15 protein-coding genes and 1 pseudogene are annotated in these 17,112 nt (G+C 72.7%); 12 read left to right on the top strand and 4 right to left on the bottom strand.

What is annotated here, in order from left to right; genetic code table 11:
* Nucleotides 1-243: 243 nt before the first annotated feature.
* From IF09_RS0111990 to IF09_RS0112010, 4 genes are all read right to left on the bottom strand, one after another.
* Nucleotides 244-948: a DUF6766 family protein gene (locus IF09_RS0111990; RefSeq protein WP_030294754.1), complete on the bottom strand. Its 705-nt coding sequence runs from the start codon at nucleotides 946-948 to the stop codon at nucleotides 244-246.
* An 82-nt stretch (nucleotides 949-1,030) separates the two neighbouring features.
* On the bottom strand, nucleotides 1,031-1,438 hold the full coding sequence (locus IF09_RS0112000) for a hypothetical protein (protein WP_063607365.1): 408 nt from the start codon (nucleotides 1,436-1,438) through the stop codon (nucleotides 1,031-1,033).
* Between the two features lie 168 nt (nucleotides 1,439-1,606).
* Complete coding sequence (locus tag IF09_RS0112005) at nucleotides 1,607-2,989, bottom strand: M20/M25/M40 family metallo-hydrolase (RefSeq protein WP_030294757.1); 1,383 nt, start codon at nucleotides 2,987-2,989, stop codon at nucleotides 1,607-1,609.
* Nucleotides 2,990-3,485: 496 nt separating this feature from the next.
* The gene (locus tag IF09_RS0112010) at nucleotides 3,486-4,040 is read right to left on the bottom strand and encodes a cysteine hydrolase family protein (RefSeq protein ID WP_030294758.1); all 555 of its coding nucleotides are present in this window, start codon (nucleotides 4,038-4,040) and stop codon (nucleotides 3,486-3,488) included.
* Between the two features lie 387 nt (nucleotides 4,041-4,427).
* Between IF09_RS0112010 and IF09_RS0112015 the strand changes: the two genes are divergently transcribed.
* The 12 genes and pseudogenes from IF09_RS0112015 (at nucleotide 4,428) to IF09_RS0112070 (ending at nucleotide 17,039) form a co-directional block, all read left to right on the top strand.
* On the top strand, nucleotides 4,428-5,318 hold the full coding sequence (locus IF09_RS0112015) for an SDR family oxidoreductase (RefSeq protein ID WP_030294760.1): 891 nt from the start codon (nucleotides 4,428-4,430) through the stop codon (nucleotides 5,316-5,318).
* Nucleotides 5,319-5,866: 548 nt separating this feature from the next.
* A complete protein-coding gene (locus IF09_RS42860) occupies nucleotides 5,867-6,103 on the top strand; it encodes a hypothetical protein (RefSeq protein WP_324606842.1) in 237 nt (78 codons plus the stop codon).
* Between the two features lie 329 nt (nucleotides 6,104-6,432).
* Nucleotides 6,433-7,179: an SDR family oxidoreductase gene (locus tag IF09_RS0112025; protein WP_030294763.1), complete on the top strand. Its 747-nt coding sequence runs from the start codon at nucleotides 6,433-6,435 to the stop codon at nucleotides 7,177-7,179.
* A 15-nt stretch (nucleotides 7,180-7,194) separates the two neighbouring features.
* Nucleotides 7,195-8,004 carry an SDR family oxidoreductase gene (locus IF09_RS0112030; protein WP_051832355.1) on the top strand — a complete coding sequence of 270 codons (810 nt, stop codon included), beginning with the start codon at nucleotides 7,195-7,197 and terminating at the stop codon, nucleotides 8,002-8,004.
* 196 nt (nucleotides 8,005-8,200) lie between these two features.
* On the top strand, nucleotides 8,201-9,268 hold the full coding sequence (locus tag IF09_RS0112035; RefSeq protein ID WP_030294767.1) for a lactonase family protein: 1,068 nt from the start codon (nucleotides 8,201-8,203) through the stop codon (nucleotides 9,266-9,268).
* 152 nt (nucleotides 9,269-9,420) lie between these two features.
* Nucleotides 9,421-10,170: pseudogene (locus IF09_RS0112040) on the top strand (NAD-dependent epimerase/dehydratase family protein); the annotation flags it as partial.
* Between the two features lie 85 nt (nucleotides 10,171-10,255).
* A complete protein-coding gene (locus tag IF09_RS0112045; protein ID WP_030294770.1) occupies nucleotides 10,256-11,911 on the top strand; it encodes a carbamoyltransferase in 1,656 nt (551 codons plus the stop codon).
* A 5-nt stretch (nucleotides 11,912-11,916) separates the two neighbouring features.
* Nucleotides 11,917-12,993: a glycosyltransferase family 2 protein gene (locus IF09_RS0112050; RefSeq protein WP_030294771.1), complete on the top strand. Its 1,077-nt coding sequence runs from the start codon at nucleotides 11,917-11,919 to the stop codon at nucleotides 12,991-12,993.
* Entirely contained in the window at nucleotides 12,990-13,739 is a 750-nt protein-coding gene (locus IF09_RS0112055; protein ID WP_051832357.1) for a D-glycero-alpha-D-manno-heptose-1,7-bisphosphate 7-phosphatase, read from the top strand. The genes IF09_RS0112050 and IF09_RS0112055 overlap by 4 nt, the downstream gene beginning before the upstream one ends.
* Nucleotides 13,736-14,815, top strand: a complete 1,080-nt coding sequence (locus IF09_RS0112060; RefSeq protein WP_037634655.1) for a glycosyltransferase family 9 protein — start codon at nucleotides 13,736-13,738, stop codon at nucleotides 14,813-14,815. The genes IF09_RS0112055 and IF09_RS0112060 overlap by 4 nt, the downstream gene beginning before the upstream one ends.
* Nucleotides 14,812-15,774 (top strand): glycosyltransferase, encoded by a 963-nt coding sequence (locus IF09_RS0112065; protein ID WP_030294776.1) that lies wholly within the window; start codon nucleotides 14,812-14,814, stop codon nucleotides 15,772-15,774. Before IF09_RS0112060 ends, IF09_RS0112065 begins: the two co-directional genes overlap by 4 nt.
* Entirely contained in the window at nucleotides 15,771-17,039 is a 1,269-nt protein-coding gene (locus IF09_RS0112070; protein ID WP_051832358.1) for a glycosyltransferase, read from the top strand. The genes IF09_RS0112065 and IF09_RS0112070 overlap by 4 nt, the downstream gene beginning before the upstream one ends.
* Nucleotides 17,040-17,112 lie beyond the last annotated feature (73 nt).

Consider the following 17,112-nt stretch of genomic DNA (forward strand, 5'->3'; position numbering starts at 1 on the left):
ACCCACCGCCTCCACGGCACCGCGGGGGCGCCACCCCCTGGAGACCTCACTCTCCGTGGAGCACCTGGTCACGTACGCCATCACTACACTCCTGTACCACTTCGGCCGAGGGCGGCCGGCCGGCCCGGAACGGGCGATCGACATATGCGGCGCCTGCCCGTCCGAGCGGCCCTTAAGCGGTCGCTCTTCGTCGACGTCGCCGGTACCGCGCGTCGGTGCCGGTGCCGGCGCGGGGCGGATGCCTCAGCCCTCGACGCCCGTCGACGTGTGGGCGGCGCCCACGGGCTTGGACTCGGGTGAGCCCCTCTGGCGCAGGTAGACGGACAGGATGACCATGGCGGCCACCGCCAGCAGCTCGGACTGCCAGTTCTGCAGGGTGCGGCTCCAGAAGTCCGGCAGCGTCAGGTACGTGCCCCAGCCGACCGGGTCCTGGAGCTGCCGCAGCCGCTGCTCGTCGTACGCCGACGTGCCCGAGACCGACTGCGCGAACCAGGACCCCACGAACAGGACTCCCATGACGAGGCCGAGCGAGCGGGAGTACAGCCGCTGCCGCCAGTCCTTCGTACCTGCCCAGCGGGGCGACTCCTTTTCCGCGTGGTCCCCGAGGCGCTGCTCTCGGTCCGACTCCGTACCCGTCTTGTGGAGTTCCTTGGACTCGGGCGAACCCCGCTGGACCAGCCACACCGTGCCGAAAATGAAGAGGAAGAACTGCAGGAACTCCGACTGCCAGTTCTCGGTGACGTCCACGGCGAAGTCGGAAGTCGTCACGTATTCGCCCAGGCTGATCCGCTGGAGGCCGTCGACGGTGAGCTGGTCGTTGAACTCGGCGTGTCCGGCGAAGGCCTGCCCGGCCAAGACCAGCAGGAACCCCGTCCCGAACGCCAGGGTCAGACTGTTGTCCCGCCAGAACCCGCTCCGTCGCGGCTTCTCGTGCGCGTCGTCGCTCATCGGTGCATCGCTCCGATCGCGGTGAAGTAGGCGAGCCCACCCACCACCACGACCAGACACGTCACGAACAGGAAGCGCATCCTCAGCCGCCCTTCAGCACACACTGGTAGGGCTGCTCCCCCTGCGGGGTGCAGCCGGCCGCCACAACCTTCCATCCACCGCTGAACTGCGACAGGAACAACGTGTCGCCCTCAAGGCTCAGCTGGGCTTGACGTCCGTACACCTCGGTCTGGCGGACCGCCCCCGCCGTCGGCAGCTGCTCCGTCCCCAGCGCCTCTGCGCACGCCTTTCCTTCGTCCTGTTCCAACTGCGCCAATGTCTCGGGGGCCACCAGCCGGCAGGCCGCCTCGTGGTTGCCGGACGCGAGAGCTCGCTCGAACCGTTCACCGGCGGCCCGTGCCCCGTCCACCCGCGCCGCGGATGCTCCGCATCCGGCGAGGAGCGAGCCGACGGCACCGGCACACAGGGCGGCGCGAGCGGCCCTGGTCATCGCCGCTCTCATGGGCGGTCCCGCTCGGACATGAGGGCCGGCTTCACCACGATCTCTCCTCACGTAGGACATTTCGGCTCCCTACGTATGCCCCGCTCCCGCCCTCGAACCCGTCCCTCTCCCGGCAGACCACTCGACCGGACGGCATTGCGCCGGGAGGCGGTCGGCCTACCTCACCGCGGCCAGCTCGTCGAGGAACCGGGCCAGCGTGCGGACACCGAGGCGAAGTGCTTGGATCTCCACCCTCTCCTCGGGTCCGTGCCAGCGGTCCCCGGGTAGTCCCGTCCCGAAGAAGACCACAGGCGCCGTGCAGGCGCGGGCCAGCTGTGCGGCGGGCGTGGCCCCGCCGTTGCCGATGTGCCGCGCCGGAGCCCCGTAGGCGTGGCCGACGGCCCGTGTGAGAGCCGTCAGCGCAGGGTGGTCGGGCGGCGTCCGGTAGGGGTCCGAGATGGTCGACGAGATTTCCAGAGCGTAGGTGAATCCCGGTCGACGGTGCCCGTCCAGCCAGGTGCGCAGCTGGTCGGCGACCTGGTCGGCCCGCTGGTCCGGTACGAGCCTGAACAGCAGGTCCGCACTTGCCTCCGCCGGGATGAGCCCGAGCGCGGGAGCGTCGGTGCGGCCTGCCGCCAGCCGGGCCACCTCGACGGAAGGGCGGGCCCACAGGCGCTCCGCCACCGTGTACCCCGGTTCACCGGCGGCTTCGAAGGTACCGGTGTCGGCCAGCCAGCTCGGCAGGTCGAAGGGCAGGGTGGCCAGCGTCGCGAGGTTCGTTCCGAGGTCGGCCACCGGGTCGTAGAAGCCCGGCAGGGCGACCCGGCCGGAGCCGTCGCGCAGAAGGCTCAGCAGGCGGCACAACTCGAAGGGCGCGCTCGCGGCGGCGCCGGACACCACACCGCTGTGGATGTCGCGCTCGGCACCGCGGACGGCAAGGGAGGCGGTGACCGACCCGCGGACCACCGCACAGACGGTCGGCTCGTCCAGGGACCAGAGCATGGAGTCGGAAACCATGACCACGTCCGCTTCCAGATCACCGGCGTGCTCCGACAGCAGGCCGGCCAAGTGCACGGAGCCGATCTCCTCCTCCCCCTCGATCAGGTATTTCACCGTCACCGCCGGGGCCGAGCGCCCGGCCAGATGTGCAGGCAGAGCCCACAGGTGGCACATGATCTGCCCTTTGGCATCGGAGGCGCCCCGTCCGTACAGGCGGCCGTCGCGCCTGAGCGCTGCGAACGGCGTGCTGACATGCCATTGCGAAGGCTCGGCCGCGTGCACGTCGTGATGGCTGTAGACCAGCAGGACCGGCGCGCCCGGATCGGCGGCCGGCCAGCAGCCGTAGACGGCCGGGAGACCTTGCGTCTCCCAAATTTCCGCGCGGGGCAATCCGGCCCGGCGCATGGCATCCGCGAGCCATCGGGCGGACCGCCGCACGTCCTCCCGGCGGTGCGGGTCGGACGACACGGACGCGATGCCCACCCAGTCCGCCAGGTCGGCCACCCCGTCATGCCCGGCCGCCGCCCCTACGGGCTCCACGGCGTTCTCGGCGTCGCTCATGGTCGTCGGCTGCCCCGTGCGTCGCGTCCGGAGACCGGCGCGCGGCGGGAGGTCGTCCCACGCGCTCCCTCCCCCCTGTCTCCGTGAATCGTGTCCAGGAGATCCGCCATCTGCTCCAGAACCTTGACGAAGTCCCTCCATGGAGCCGTCCGGTCCTCGCCGTCGTCGGCAGCGCCCGTACGGCTCAGCCTCGATGCGGTCGGTGTCATGGTCCACCTCGTCGTTCTGGCCGACCCTGCACGGCCGGTCCGTACACGCCACAAGCGGCGTACGCGACGTCTTCCCCCGCACCGAATGTTCATGCGGCTCGGTCAAAGCGGTCGTCGTCTGTGCAGCCGGACGCACGTCGGGAACGTGCCGGCCCACCTCGGCGCGCGCCATCGGACCCATGGGGTGGTATCGCATACGAACCCGCGTTGGTGGTTCCGGGATCCGCCGGCTGGAGTGAACCGGATCGGCGCCGGTCCAGGCTGTGTCCGCGCCGGTGGGTCCTGCTTCACCGCGCATGCAGGGCATCGAAGGTGATGTCGTCCACCGCGCAGATGTCCGCGGACATGTTGCAACGCATCATCCGCAAGGCCGCTTCGGCCAGGTCGGCGTCGATGTCGGCGACCGCGTCGGCCGCCACGACGACGTCGAAGTGCCGGATGTGGGCGTCCAGTGCCGAGTACATGACGCACTGTTCGGTCACCTGCCCGCACAGGACCAGGCGCTCCGTCCCGAGTTGGCCCAACAGGTAGGCCAGGGGGGTTTCGAAGAAGATCGAGTGCCGCGCCTTGACGACGAACAGCGAGTTCTCGTCGGGCGCGACCGGCTCCACCAGGTCGCTGTGCCGGCCGTCAAGGGCCGCCCGCAGGATCTCCCCGTGGTGCGAGCGCCACTCCCCGAAGTTGTCGTTCACGTAGATGACGGGCGAGTCGCTGGCCCGGGCGTGCTTCAGCAGCGTCGTGATCCCGCGGAGCGCCTCACGGACGGACGGGACCAAAGCCTCGGCGTCTTCGTGCTCGTAGGTGTTGAGCATGTCGATCACGATGAGCGCCGTGCGAGGCATGGGAGCCGCCACCTCTCGTCCCGCCCCGCCGCCAGATCGGACGAGAGCCCGGGAGGTGGGCTCGGACGAGCGAGGTCAGATCGTTTGCCGGTTCCAGTCTCCCCCATCCGGGGCGGCACGGCCCACGGGACTGCTCGAACTCCCGAGCCTGCTGCCGGGCCGCCTTCCAGTTCGCACACACCCTGCTCGTGCGCGGCGGCGACCGCGTAGCGCCAGGGGCGGCCCTCCGGCGGTACGTCCCCGTAGAGCACCATTCCCCGGCACGCCGGCAGTGCTCGGGCGGCTCCCCGGCCGCCGGAGTGAGATGCGCCCAGACGCGGGTACGCGCACCATGACCCTGACGTCACGCCCCCTGATCCGCCCGAGAAGGGCGAGGACGGAGAACCCATGCCTCAGGACGATTCCCAGGCCCCCGACCCGGTGACACGCCACCCCCGCCCGCCCTTTCCGGACCAGGAGCAGGACCACCCCGGTTCCACGGAGCAGATGGAGCCACGACCCGACCATGGCGAGGATTCCTACCAAGGTCACGACGTACTGCTCGACCGGGCGGCGGTCGTCACCGGCGGTGATTCCGGGATCGGCAGGGCCGTCTGCGTGGCGTTCGCCCGCGAAGGCGCGGACATCGTCTTCACTCACCTCTCCGAGGAGGCGGACGAGGCAGCCGAGACGGTACGCCTGATCCGCGCGGCGGGCCGCAAGGCGGTACCGGTCGCCTGTGACATCCGTGAGGAGGAACAGTGCACGGCCCTGATCGACCGGGCCGTGCACGAATTCGGGCGCGTCGATCTCCTCGTCAACAACGCCGCCTACCAGATGTCCCAGCCCGACGGGATCGAAGCGATCACCACGGAGCAGTTCGACCGGGTGATGAAGACCAACCTGTACGGGATGTTCTGGCTGACCCGCAAGGCTCTGCCCCACATGCCGCGGGGCGGGTCGGTCATCAACACGACCTCCGTGCAGGGCTACCAGCCGAGCCCCCACCTCCTCGACTACGCGATGACGAAGTCGGCGATCATCTCCTTCACCCACGGGTTGGCGCAGATGCTCGCCGAGCGCGGCATCCGCGTCAACGGGGTCGCCCCGGGCCCGGTGTGGACCCCGCTGATCCCGGCGACGATGCCCGGCCCGACGAAGTTCGGCGAACAGTCACCCCTGGGGCGGCCCGCCCAGCCCGCCGAGATGGCACCCGCTTACGTGTTCTTGGCCTCGCCCGGAGCGAGCTACATCACCGGGGAGATCGTCAACGCCACGGGCGGCACTCCTCTGCCCTGACAGGCGCCGGGGCGGATCGCCCAGCCGGGAGACGGCGATGGACCTGGTTGTCTCGCGCTCCCGCGAGCTCCTCGCCGCGCGCGGGCCCGGCTCGATCGGCTTCTACACCACCGGCCGGCTCGCCGCCGGGCCGCCGTGGACCTCGCCCCGCGCGTCGGCTCGACTGCGTCCGCCGCCCGCTCGTCCGCGCTGCTGGTTTGCCTCAGCTCGTCCGGGTAGGCGCGGGAGCGAAACGAGAAGGACCGACGGCCGGTCGAAGGGTTCGGCGCACGACCGTCCGGCTGGAGGGAGCAGAAGGTGTCCAGTCCACAGCAGCCCGAGGCGCGACGCAGCGGCAAGGGCGGAGGCACGCCGCAGGACAGCAGGAAGCTCAAGGCCGAGGAGGCAAGCCAGGGCACCCGGAAGAGCCGATCGCAGGGAACGGACGGAGGACAAAAGGGTGGCGGCAAGGGCGGAGCAGTACCTCCCGAGCAGCAGCCCGACCACCCGTAGCCGCTCACGCCACGCAAAGCTCGTGGCTCGCGCCCTGCCCCCGGCTGCGCGAGCAGGTGTCGCAAGATCTCGCCGGGCGCGGTTTGACCCGCGCCCGGGTCCTGGCCTGCCTGACCGAGCTGCTCGACCTGGGCTTCCTGCGGATCGGCGGCGAGCGCTACGCGCGCGACAACGGCAGCTACGGCCTCACCACCCTGCTGCGGGGGCACGTCACCTGTCGGCGCGGCGAGATCCGCTTGCACTTTCCGGCCAAGCCGCCGACGCGGCCCCCGCCCGGCGCAACCGGGTCGTGACGCGCGCCGTGCGCGAGGTCAGCGGATACCTCGGGAACACTCCCGCTGTCTGCCGGGCTGCCGTCCTGAAACTCCTGCAAGCAGGCCACGTATGACGAAGCCGTAGGCCCGGCGGGGTCACGCCGCGTCCGTATGGGCGCCGGACCCCGGCGTGACCGGGGACGCGGCGGCACCTGGAGAGGGGCGGGCGCGCCACCTGCTGGCCTAACACCGCGCGCCGGGTGCCCGGCCCTTGCCCAGAGTTGGTCCCACACGATGCGTCGGCGCCCGCCCCGTCCCTTCCGGTGGGCGGCACCGGCCGCCGGAACCGAGGGAAGGCCAAGCACAGCATGGACAGCGCGACACAGTTCGACCTGACGGGCAAGCAGGCTTTGGTCACCGGCGGCGCCCGGGGGCTGGGCGCCGCCATCGCACGGCGGCTCGCAGCGGCCGGCGCCTCCGTCCTGGTCGCCGACGTGCGCAAGGACCTCGCGCAGGAGCTCTGCGCGGACCTCGTGGTGATGGGCGGGCGCGCCCGCTTCGTCGAGATGGACGTGTGCGACCCCGACGCGGTCGCGGCGGTCCTCGGGGACATCGAGTCGGACGGGGGCCGCGTGGACATCCTCGTCAACAACGCGGCCGTCGACGTGTCCAAGTCCACCGAGCACCTGACCGCGGAGGAGGTCAGGCACGTGGTGACCACCAATCTGCTGGGGCCCATGTACCTGTGCCTGCAGTCCTACCGGCGCATGGTGGCCGCAGGCGGGGGCCACATCGTCAACATCCTCTCCACCGCCGCGAACCGGACCTGGACGGAAGCGGGACCGTACGCGGCGAGCAAGTCCGGGCTGCGGGCCTTCACGCACACCCTCTTCAAGGAGGCGCAGCGGGACTGCACCGGGATCGGCGTCACCGGGATCATCGCCGGCGGAATGGAGACCGCTTTCATCCTGGACCGGTTCCCGGACGCCGACACCGCTCTGCTGCAGAGCCCGGAGGTCGTGGCCGACACCGTCATGTACGCGCTGTCCGTACCCGCGGGGAGCGTGATCGGCGAACTGGTCGTGGTGCCCCGCCGGGAACCGTCCTGGCCCTGACGGGAGGCTCCGACCATGATCAGCCCCCTGGACTTCTCCCCCACCGCGGCGGTGGTCACCGGTTCCGACTCCGGCATCGGCCGCGCCGTAGCCGTGCGACTGGCCACGGCAGGACTGGACGTCGGCATCACCTGGCACCAGGACGAGGCGGGGGCCGAGCGCACGGCCGAGGAGGTGCGGGCCCGCGGCCGACGCGCCGTACTCGCCCGGCTCGACCTCACGGACCTGCCCGCCGCCGCCGACGTCATCGACCGGCTCGCCGACGGTCTCGGGCGCATCGACGTGCTCGTGAACAACGCCGGCACCGGAACCGCCACGCCTTTCCTGGACCTGGACCTGACCACCGTTCGCCAGGTTCTGGACATCGACCTCGTGGGCCCCCTGTTGTGCGGTCAACGGGCGGCCCGGCACATGATCCGCCAGGGCACCGGCGGCCGGATCGTCAACGTCACCTCCGTCCACGAACACCAGCCGCGCGTCGGCGCCGGCCCGTACTGCGCCGCCAAGGGCGGACTGGGCCTCCTCACCCAGGTCATGGCACTCGAACTCGCCGAACACGGCATCACCGTGAACGCCGTGGCTCCGGGCGAGATCGCCACCCCCATGACCGGCCAGGAAGACGAGGACGTGCGTACGGAACCCCGGCCGGGCATTCCCGCCGGCCGGCCGGGCGACGCCCACGAGGTCGCCGCCGTCATCGCCTTCCTGGCCGGCCCCTCGGCTTCGTACGTCACCGGCGCCTCCTGGACGGTGGACGGGGGCATGCTGCGGATGGGGCCCATGGCCGGCTCGCACATGGACCACGACCGGTGGCGCCGGCCGTGAGGGGCGGCCACTCGGCGCGATCCGACGCAACGCCCCTCCCGGACTGGTGCTCCACCCGACACGCCGTCCGGTCCGCACTCGCCGTGCCGCCTGGTGGCTGAGGCTGCCGGCTCGCGGCGGCCCGGTCGACGCGGGTTCGCGGCAGCCGGCTGTTAGCTTCACCCGGTAGCGGCGGACACGGCGAAAGGACCACCCGGTGGGCGGCGCGGGAAGCAGGTACCAGGGCGCCGGACAGCGCGCTCACATCGGTTCGTTCGCCTCCGGTGGCGGCCGCGGGATCACGACGGCGACCGTGGACCCCGTCACCGGGGCGCTCACCGTACTGAACGTCGTGGATGACTTCCCGGACGCCTCGTGCCTGGCCCTGTCCCTCGACCGGCAGGTGCTCTACACCGCCGGGGGCACCGATCACGGCCTCGCGGCGGCGTACCGGATCACCGCCGACGGTCTCGCTGCGCTCGGACGGCCCGTCCCCGTCGAGGGCCTCGGTCCCACGCACCTGAGCGTCGTCGAAGACCGGCTGCTGACCGCCAATTACACGTCCGGCAGCGTGAGCGCTCTCCGGATCGCGGGCGACGGCCGGCCGCAGGGCCCCGCCGCGGTCCTCACCCACCGCGGCCGCGGGCCCGATCCTGAACGGCAGACCGGCCCGCACGCCCACCACGTGGCGCCCGATCCTAGCGGCCGCTGGGTGCTCGGCGTGGACCTCGGCACCGACTCGGTGCGCGTGTGCGTGCCCGATCCGGCCGGCGGGCCCCTCCGTGTACATGCCGAGACACCGCTGCGTACCGGGAGCGGTCCCCGTGAGGTGGCCTTCCACCCCTGCGGGGACGTGGCGTACGTGATCCACGAGCTGGAGCCGCAGCTGACCGTGTGCCGATGGGACGCGGGCTCCGGGCGCCTGCACCCGACCGGTGAGGTCCCGCTGGGCTCGGCCGAGGCCACGTCGGACACCAGGGAGTATCCGTCGGTCGCCCTCGTCTCGGGGAACGGCCGCTTCGTCTGGGCTGCGGTCCGGGGCAGCAACCTCATCACCACCCTGTCGCTGGCGGACGGCCCCGAGAAGCCACGGATCACGGATGTCGTGGACTGCGGCGGTCAATGGCCGCGACATCTGGCGGCCGACCCGTCGGGGCGTCATCTGTACGTGTGCAACGAGTGGTCCGGTGACGTCACCTGGTTCGACACCGATCCCGAGAGCGGACGCCTGCACCCGGCAGGCAAGCTGGATGTCCCGGCCGCCGCCTGCGTCGTCCTCGCCTGATACAGCCCGCCGGGCCGGACGCCGGGGCGGTCCACGGTGCGCAGCCGGTGTGCCGGCGTGCCTCGACGCGCTGCAACAGGCCTCGCGAACAGGGGCGTGCCGGTGATGACGGCAGCGGCTGCCGCCCCGCCGCGCCCTCACCCGATTGCACCGTAAGAAGGGACCCGGACCTCGTTCTGCACCTGGCCTCCCCCGCATCCCCCGCCGACTACCTCAGGCTGCCGCTCCACACGTTGGAGGCCGGAAGCCTCGGCACGCGCAACGCCCTGGAACTCGCGCACCGCAGCGGGGCCCGCTTCGTCCTCGCCTCCACGTCCGAGGTCTACGGTGATCCGGAGGAGCACCCCCAGAACGAGCGGTACTGGGGGCACGTCAACCCCGTCGGCCCTCGTAGCGTCTACGACGAGGCCAAGCGCTTCGGGGAGGCGCTGAGCACCGCTCACGCCTCGGCCCTGGGCACGGACGCGTGCATCGTGCGGCTGTTCAACACCTACGGTCCGCGCATGCGGGGCTATGACGGTCGCGCCGTACCCACGTTCATCCGCCAGGCGCTCGCGGGTACCCCACTGACCGTCACCGGCGACGGTCTGCAGACCCGTTCGCTGTGCTACGTCGAGGACACCGTCGCCGGTATCCTCGCGGCGGCCGACCACGGGATGCGGGGGCCCGTGAACCTCGGCAACCCCGACGAGCTCACCATGCTGGAGCTCGCACGCCGGATCATCGAACTGACCGGTTCCTCCTCGGAGATCACCTTCATCGAGCGGCCCACCGACGACCCCACCGTGCGCTGCCCGGACATCACGCTGGCGCGGGACAAGCTCCAGTGGGAGCCGCGGGTGGCGGCCGAGGACGGGCTGGGCCGCACGATCGCCTGGTTCCGCGCGGAAGGCGACGACTGACCCCTTCGGCTCACTCGTGCTTCACCGGCGGCCGTGCCCACGCTCGGCCCCACCCGGCTCCCTCAGCCGAAAGGTCCTTTTCGCGATGCGCATTCTCGGAATCAACGCGCTCTTCCACGACCCTTCCGCGGCACTCGTCGTCGACGGCCGTACGGTCGCCGCCGCCGAGGAGGAGCGGTTCTCCCGTCGAAAGCACGGCAAGCGGCCGGTCCCCTTCTCCGCCTGGGAACTCCCGGAACAGGCCGCGGCCTGGTGCCTGAAGCGGGCCGGCCTGCGGCCCCAGGACCTCGATGCCGTGGCGTACTCCTACGACCCGGATCTGGCGCGGCCGGCCGACGCCATGGGTCTGGACGACCCGTGGGACCACCTGCGCCAGAGGTACGCGCGCGAGGCCCCGGGGTTCCTGGCGACCGCACTGCCCGGCCTCGACCCCGGCCTCGTGCGCTTCGTTCCGCACCACATGGCCCATGCCGCGTCCGGCGCCTTCGCGGCCGACGGCGCGGACCGCAGTTCCGTCCTGGTCCTCGACGGACGCGGTGAACGCGCTTCGCACCTGGCGGCACGCCGGACGGGCGACAGGCTGGAGCCCCTGTACGCGCAGGACCTTCCGCACTCGCTCGGACTCGTTTACGAGGAACTGACCGATCATTTGGGCTTCTTGAGGTCGTCCGACGAGTTCAAGGTGATGGCACTCGCCTCCCACGGAAGCCCGCGGATGCTGGCCGAGCTGCGCCGCTGCGTGTACCCGACGGGCGACGGCGGGTTCCACGCCACCGGCGTCCCCTGGACCGAGTTCTGTACGCCCCGCGGCGCGGACGAGCCCTGGACCGGGGCTCACGCCGATCTCGCCGCGAGTGCCCAGGCCGTCTTGGAAGAGACGCTGCTGGACCTGGTCCGCTGGCTCCACGGACGCACCCACGACGACGTGCTCACCCTCGCCGGGGGCGTCGCACTGAACTGCGTGGCCAACTCCCGCATCGCACGCGAGGGTCCGTTCTCCCGCGTGTGGGTCCAGCCGGCCGCCGGAGACGCGGGAACGGCGCTGGGTTCAGCGCTGCTCCTCGCCGCCGGAGCGGGGGACGCCCCCGAGCCCATGGCCGGCGCGGACCTGGGCCGCGACTGGTCGGACGCGGAGCTCGGCGCCTGGCTCAAGACGGCAGGAGTCCCCTTCGAGCGGCCCCCGGACATCGCGTCCACCGTTGCGCAGGCGCTCGCCGACAATGCCATCGTGGCCTGGTTCCAGGGCCGTTCGGAGTTCGGGCCGCGGGCCCTGGGACACCGCTCGCTGCTGGCGCATCCCGGACACGCGGGGAACCTGGAGCGTCTCAACGACGTCAAGGGCCGTGAACAGTTCCGTCCCGTGGCCCCGATGGTGCTCGCCGAACGGGCGGCCGAGATCTTCGACGGGCCGCTGCCCAGCCCGTACATGCTGTTCGTGCACGACGTGGCCTCCGATTGGCGCGAGCGCATCCCCGCGGTGGTCCACGTCGACGGCACGGCCCGCATCCAGACCGTGGACCGCGAGAGCGAGCCTCTGGTGGCACGGATGCTCACCGAGTTCGAACGGCGCACCGGACTGCCGGTCGTCGTCAACACCAGCCTGAACACCGCCGGCCGGCCGATGGTCGACGATCCCCGGGACGCCCTGGAGTGCTTCGGCTCGTCGCCGGTGGACCTGCTGGCCATCGGGCCGTACGCCGTCCGCCGGGACGGCATCTTCCGTTCCGCTGAGGAAGGTTGACCGCGATGCCCCAGGCTTCGGCGCTGCCGCCGCCGTACGCGATCGTCGTGCCCACCCTCGGCCGGCCCAGCCTCAGGGCCTGCCTGGACGCCGTGGCGGACGCCGCGGCCGCAGGGCGCGGGCCCGTGCGGATCGTTCTCGTACACGACCGTCCCGGACCCGACGGAACTCCGCCCGCCCTGGACGTTCCCCCGGCGCTCCGCCCGATCACCACCGTCGTGGCCGGCCGGGCCCGGGGGCCCGCGGCCGCCCGCAACACGGGGATGCCGGCGGCGGGTCCGGTGCCCTGGATCGTGTTCCTCGACGACGACGTGGTGCCGGGACAGGGCTGGGGCGAGGACCTGGCGCGTGATCTGCTGTCCGCTTCCCGCGACACGGCGGCCGTCACGGCCCGCATCGAGGTCCCCCTTCCGCCCGGCCGCCGTCCCACGGACTGGGAGCGCAACACCGCGGGCCTGGCCACCGCCCGCTGGATCACTGCGGACATGGCCTTCCGCAGGGAGGCGCTGGACGCCGCCGGCGGCTTCGACGAGCGCTTCCGGCGCGCCTTCCGCGAGGATGCCGAGCTGGCCCTGCGCCTGCTCGAAGGCGGCTGGGTCCTGGCCCCCGGAACCCGCCGCACCACGCATCCGGTCCGGCCCGCCGATCGCTGGGTCTCGGTTCGGCTCCAGGCCGGCAACGCCGACGACGTACTGATGGGCCGGCTGCACGGGCCCGACTGGTGGGGCCGGGCGGGCGCCCCTCGCGGGCGGCTGCCGCGCCATTTCGCCGTGACTGCCGCCGCCGCCGCGGCCGTGGGCTGTGCGCTGGCCGGCAGGAGGGGCGCCGCCGCGTTGTGCGCGGCCGGCTGGGCGGCGGGGACCGCCGAGTTCGCCGCTGCCCGGATCGCACCGGGCCCGCGCACCCGGTCCGAGGTCGTCACCATGGCGGTCACGAGCACGGTCATCCCAGCCGTGGCGGTCTGGCACTGGCTGCGCGGGACGGCCGTGCACCGCCGGATCCGCCGAGCGGATCCGGCGGCGCCGCCCGGGAGCCGCTCGGCGGCTCCGCAGGAGGCTCCCCGCGAGCAGGTCCGGTCGTGAGGCACCGGCCCGTCGGAGAGACCTCCGTCGGTGGCGCCCCGGCCGGGGCCGCCCCCTGGCTGTGGGGAGCCCCCGGTGCAGTCCGAACCCGGCGACGGCCGGGGAAGGCCGGCCGGCTTCCGGAAGCGGTCCTCTTCGACCGTGACGGCACGCTCGTCGTCGACGTCCCGTACAACGGCGACCCCGCCCGGGTCTCCCCCATGCCCACGGCGCGGGCCGCCGTGACCGCGCTGCGCGAGCTCGGGGTTCCGGTCGGTGTCGTGAGCAACCAGTCGGGCGTCGCCCGCGGGCTCCTGACGCAGGAGCAGGTGGTTGCGGTACGCCGGCGCGTGGACGAACTGTTCGGGCCGTTCGACGTGTGGGCCGTGTGCCCCCACGGCCCTGCGGACGGCTGTGGCTGCCGCAAGCCCGCACCGGGCCTGATCCTCGCCGCGTGTGAGCGGCTGGGCGTGGCCACCGAACGCACGGTGGTCATCGGGGACATCGGCGCCGACGTGCGGGCCGCCTCCGCCGCGGGGGCACGCGGGGTGCTGGTGCCGACGCCGACGACCCGCCTCGAAGAGGTCGCGGAAGCCCGCGAGGCGGCCCGCGATCTGCTCGCCGCCGTCCGGCTGGTCTCGTACCCCGCCGGCTCCGTAGCCGGCCGTGGCGGCACGGACGTCGTGCCGGCGCCGGGACCACTGCGGGGGCGGCCGCGCGGTGGCGGCGGTGGCAGCGGTACCGACGGTGGCGGCGGTGCCGGATGAACGCCCCGCGCAGTCTCGTCGTACGCCTCGACAGCGCCGGGGACGTGCTGCTGGCCGGTCCTGCCGTGCGTGCGGTGGCGGCCGGCTCGTCCCACACCACGCTGCTCTGCGGGCCGCAGGGAATTGCCGCGGCGCGGCTGTTGCCCGGTGTGGACCAGGTGCTGGTGTACGAGGCCCCCTGGGTGGGGCTGGAGCCGCGCCGCACCTCGCGCGAGGAGTGCGGCCTGCTGGTCGACGCCCTGGCAGCCGGCCGCTTCGACCGTGGCGTGATCCTCGTGTCCCATCACCAGAGCCCGCTGCCGGCGGCCCTGCTGCTCGCGCTCGCGGGAGTGGAGCGGGTCGCGGCCGATTGCGAGGAGTACCCGGGATCCCTGCTCGCGCTGCGCCACCGCCGGCTGCCGGAACGGCACGAGGCGGACGCGGCCCTCGACCTGGTGCGCGACTTCGGTTTCGCGCTGCCCGACGGCGACGACGGCGCACTGCGCGTGTGCGTCCCACCCGACACGACGCGGTTGACGGGTCCCGAACCGTACGTGGTGCTGCATCCCGGAGCCGCGGTGTCCGCCCGTGCCTGGAGCGCCGCCAGGGCTGCCCGCGCCGCGGCCGCCCTCCACGAGGCGGGCCACCGGGTGGTGGTCACGGGCAGCCCTGCCGAGAAGGGGCTGACCGCCGAGGTGGCCGGCCGCCACGGACTTGACCTGGGCGGCGTCACGGGCGACCTGCACGAACTGGCCGGTGTCCTGGCCGCCGCGCAGGTCGTGGTGGCGGGCAACACGGGTCCGACCCATCTGGCCGCCGCCGTGGGCACGCCCGTGGTGTGCCTGTTCGCACCCGTGGTTCCGGCCGACCGGTGGCGGCCGTACCGGGTGCCGCACGTGCTCCTCGGCGACCAGCGGGCTTCGTGTGCGGGCAGCAGGGCGAGGGTGTGCCCCGTTGCGGGACACCCCTGTCTGGACTCGGTGGATGACGACGAGGTACTGGCGGCCGTCGCCGGACTCCTCACGGACGGCCCGCCGGGCGGCCGCAGACCGCGACCGCCCGAGCCGAGCGAGACCGACGGAGGAGTGACCGTATGAACATCCTGCTGTGGCACGTGCACGGTTCCTGGACGACCGCCTTCGTCCAGGGGCCGCACACCTACCTCGTACCGGTCACCCCGGACCGTGGACCCGACGGGCTGGGCCGCGCCCGCACCTTCAGCTGGCCCGACTCGGTGCGGGAGGTCACGCCGGCCGAACTGGCCGACGCTCCGGTGGACCTCGTCGTGCTGCAGCGGCCCCACGAGATGGAGCTGGCCGAGCGCTGGCTGGGCCGCCGCCCCGGGCGCGACGTTCCCGCCGTCTATCTGGAGCACAACGCACCGGACGGCGACGTACCGCGCACCCGTCACCCCTGCGCCGACCACGGGGACCTGACGCTCGTCCACGTCACCCACTTCAACCGGCTCTTCTGGGACAACGGTGCCACCCGCACCGAGGTCATCGAACACGGCATCGTCGACCCCGGGCACCTCTACACCGGTGTGCTCCCCCGCGCGGCCGTGGTGACGAACGAACCGATCAGGCGGGGGCGTCACACCGGAACGGACCTCCTGCCCGAGCTGGCCCGGGCGGCGCCGCTGGACGTCTTCGGCATGGGCACCCAGGGCCTCGCCGAGCACCTGGGGCTTTCCGCACAACGGTGCCGCGCCTATGAGCTCCCCCAGCGCCACCTCCACGCGGCGATGGCGGAGCGCCGCCTGTACCTGCATCCCGTGCGCTGGACCTCACTGGGACTGTCGCTCCTGGAGGCCATGCACCTGGGCATGCCCGTCGTGGCACTGGCCGCCACGGAGGCCGTGGAGGCCGTCCTGCCCGGCACCGGGGTGCTGTCCACCCGGCCCGAGGTGCTGGCCCGGGCAGTCGTCCGCTATCTCAACGAACCCCAGGCCGCTGCCGAGGACGGCGCGCGCGCCCGGCAGGCCGCGCTCGAACGCTATGGCCTCAAACGCTTCCTCGCCGATTGGGAGCGCCTGATGACGGAGGTACGGTCATGACGCCCCCCACCGCCCGTCCGGTTCGGTCGCCCCACCGGCTCCGGCCCCTGTCGCTGGCCCTGGTCTCCGAGCACGCCAGCCCACTGGCGACACTCGGCGGTGTCGACGCAGGCGGCCAGAACGTGCACGTGGCCTGCCTGGCCGGGGCGCTGGCCGACCGAGGTCACACCGTCACGGTGTACACGCGACGGGATTCCCGGGACCTTCCGGCCATGAGCCGATTGCGCCCGGGTGTGACGGTCCACCACGTGCCGGCCGGGCCTGCCGAACAGTTGCCCAAGGATGAACTGCTGCCGCACATGCGGGAGTTCGCGTACTACTTGATGCTCCATTGGCGGGAGACCGGTCCGCCCGACCTGGTCCACTCGCACTTCTGGATGTCCGGGCTCGCCTCGCTGGCGGCGGCGCGGGAGCTCGGCCTGCCGATGCTGCACACCTACCACGCGCTGGGAACCGTCAAGCGGCGCCACCAGGGTGCCGCCGACACCAGTCCGCCCTCACGCATCGGCTGCGAGCGCGAGGTCGGATTCGGCTGCGACCGAGTCGTGGCCACCTGCCGCGACGAGGTCACCGAACTCGCCCGGATGGGCCTCCCCGAGAACAAGGCCGACGTCGTTCCGTGCGGCGTGGACACCGAACGGTTCCGGCCCGACGGACCGGTCGCCGAGCGCGGGACCGCCCACCGCCACCGGCTGCTCCAACTGGGCCGGCTCGTCCCCCGCAAGGGCGCGGCCCTGTCCATCGCCGCTCTCGCCCACCTGCCGGACGCGGAACTCCTGATCGCCGGCGGCCCCGCCCCCGACCGCCTCGACGCCGACCCCGAGGTGCGGCGGCTGCGCGCCGTCGCCCGGGGAGCAGGCGTCCTTGACCGCGTGCGCTTCGTCGGCGCGGTGCCCTGCGAAGGCGTGCCGGCCCTGCTGCGCAGCGCCGACGTCGTGCTGTGCCCCGCGGACTACGAGCCGTTCGGCATCGTGCCCCTGGAGGCCATGGCCTGCGGTCGGCCCGTCGTGGCGAGCGCCGTCGGCGGCCAGCAGGACACCGTCGCCGACCGGGAGACCGGGCGGCTCGTACCGCCCGGAGACGTACGCGCCCTCGCGGCGGCCACGTCCGAGCTGCTGGCCGACGACACCGTACGCCGTGCGTACGGGGCCGCCGGCCGGCGGCGCGTCCTGAACCGGTACGGCTGGTCCCAGGTGGCCGCCGCGACGGAACGGTCCTACCGTTCGGTGCTCGCCGGGCGGCTCGTGGCCGCCGGGACGCCATGACCCCGCGCTGCCCGTCGTCCGTACGGCTTCCGTCCGATGCCTCCGCCGGCCAAGACCGGGCCGGCCCCCGCGC

It is taken from the genome of Streptomyces katrae (assembly GCF_000717655.1).
Taxonomy (GTDB): domain Bacteria; phylum Actinomycetota; class Actinomycetes; order Streptomycetales; family Streptomycetaceae; genus Streptomyces; species Streptomyces katrae_B.

Bases quoted from the DNA above. Each gene is read 5' to 3' on its own strand.
- IF09_RS0112030 (WP_051832355.1), top strand. From the start codon at position 7,195: ATGATCAGCCCCCTGGACTTCTCCCCCACCGCGGCGGTGGTCACCGGT.
- IF09_RS0112000 (WP_063607365.1), bottom strand. From the start codon at position 1,438: ATGACCAGGGCCGCTCGCGCCGCCCTGTGTGCCGGTGCCGTCGGCTCG.
- IF09_RS0112070 (WP_051832358.1), top strand. From the start codon at position 15,771: ATGACGCCCCCCACCGCCCGTCCGGTTCGGTCGCCCCACCGGCTCCGG.
- IF09_RS0112015 (WP_030294760.1), top strand. From the start codon at position 4,428: ATGCCTCAGGACGATTCCCAGGCCCCCGACCCGGTGACACGCCACCCC.
- IF09_RS0112005 (WP_030294757.1), bottom strand. From the start codon at position 2,989: ATGAGCGACGCCGAGAACGCCGTGGAGCCCGTAGGGGCGGCGGCCGGG.
- IF09_RS0112050 (WP_030294771.1), top strand. From the start codon at position 11,917: ATGCCCCAGGCTTCGGCGCTGCCGCCGCCGTACGCGATCGTCGTGCCC.
- IF09_RS0112010 (WP_030294758.1), bottom strand. From the start codon at position 4,040: ATGCCTCGCACGGCGCTCATCGTGATCGACATGCTCAACACCTACGAG.
- IF09_RS0112045 (WP_030294770.1), top strand. From the start codon at position 10,256: ATGCGCATTCTCGGAATCAACGCGCTCTTCCACGACCCTTCCGCGGCA.
- IF09_RS0112065 (WP_030294776.1), top strand. From the start codon at position 14,812: ATGAACATCCTGCTGTGGCACGTGCACGGTTCCTGGACGACCGCCTTC.
- IF09_RS0112025 (WP_030294763.1), top strand. From the start codon at position 6,433: ATGGACAGCGCGACACAGTTCGACCTGACGGGCAAGCAGGCTTTGGTC.
- IF09_RS0112060 (WP_037634655.1), top strand. From the start codon at position 13,736: ATGAACGCCCCGCGCAGTCTCGTCGTACGCCTCGACAGCGCCGGGGAC.
- IF09_RS0111990 (WP_030294754.1), bottom strand. From the start codon at position 948: ATGAGCGACGACGCGCACGAGAAGCCGCGACGGAGCGGGTTCTGGCGG.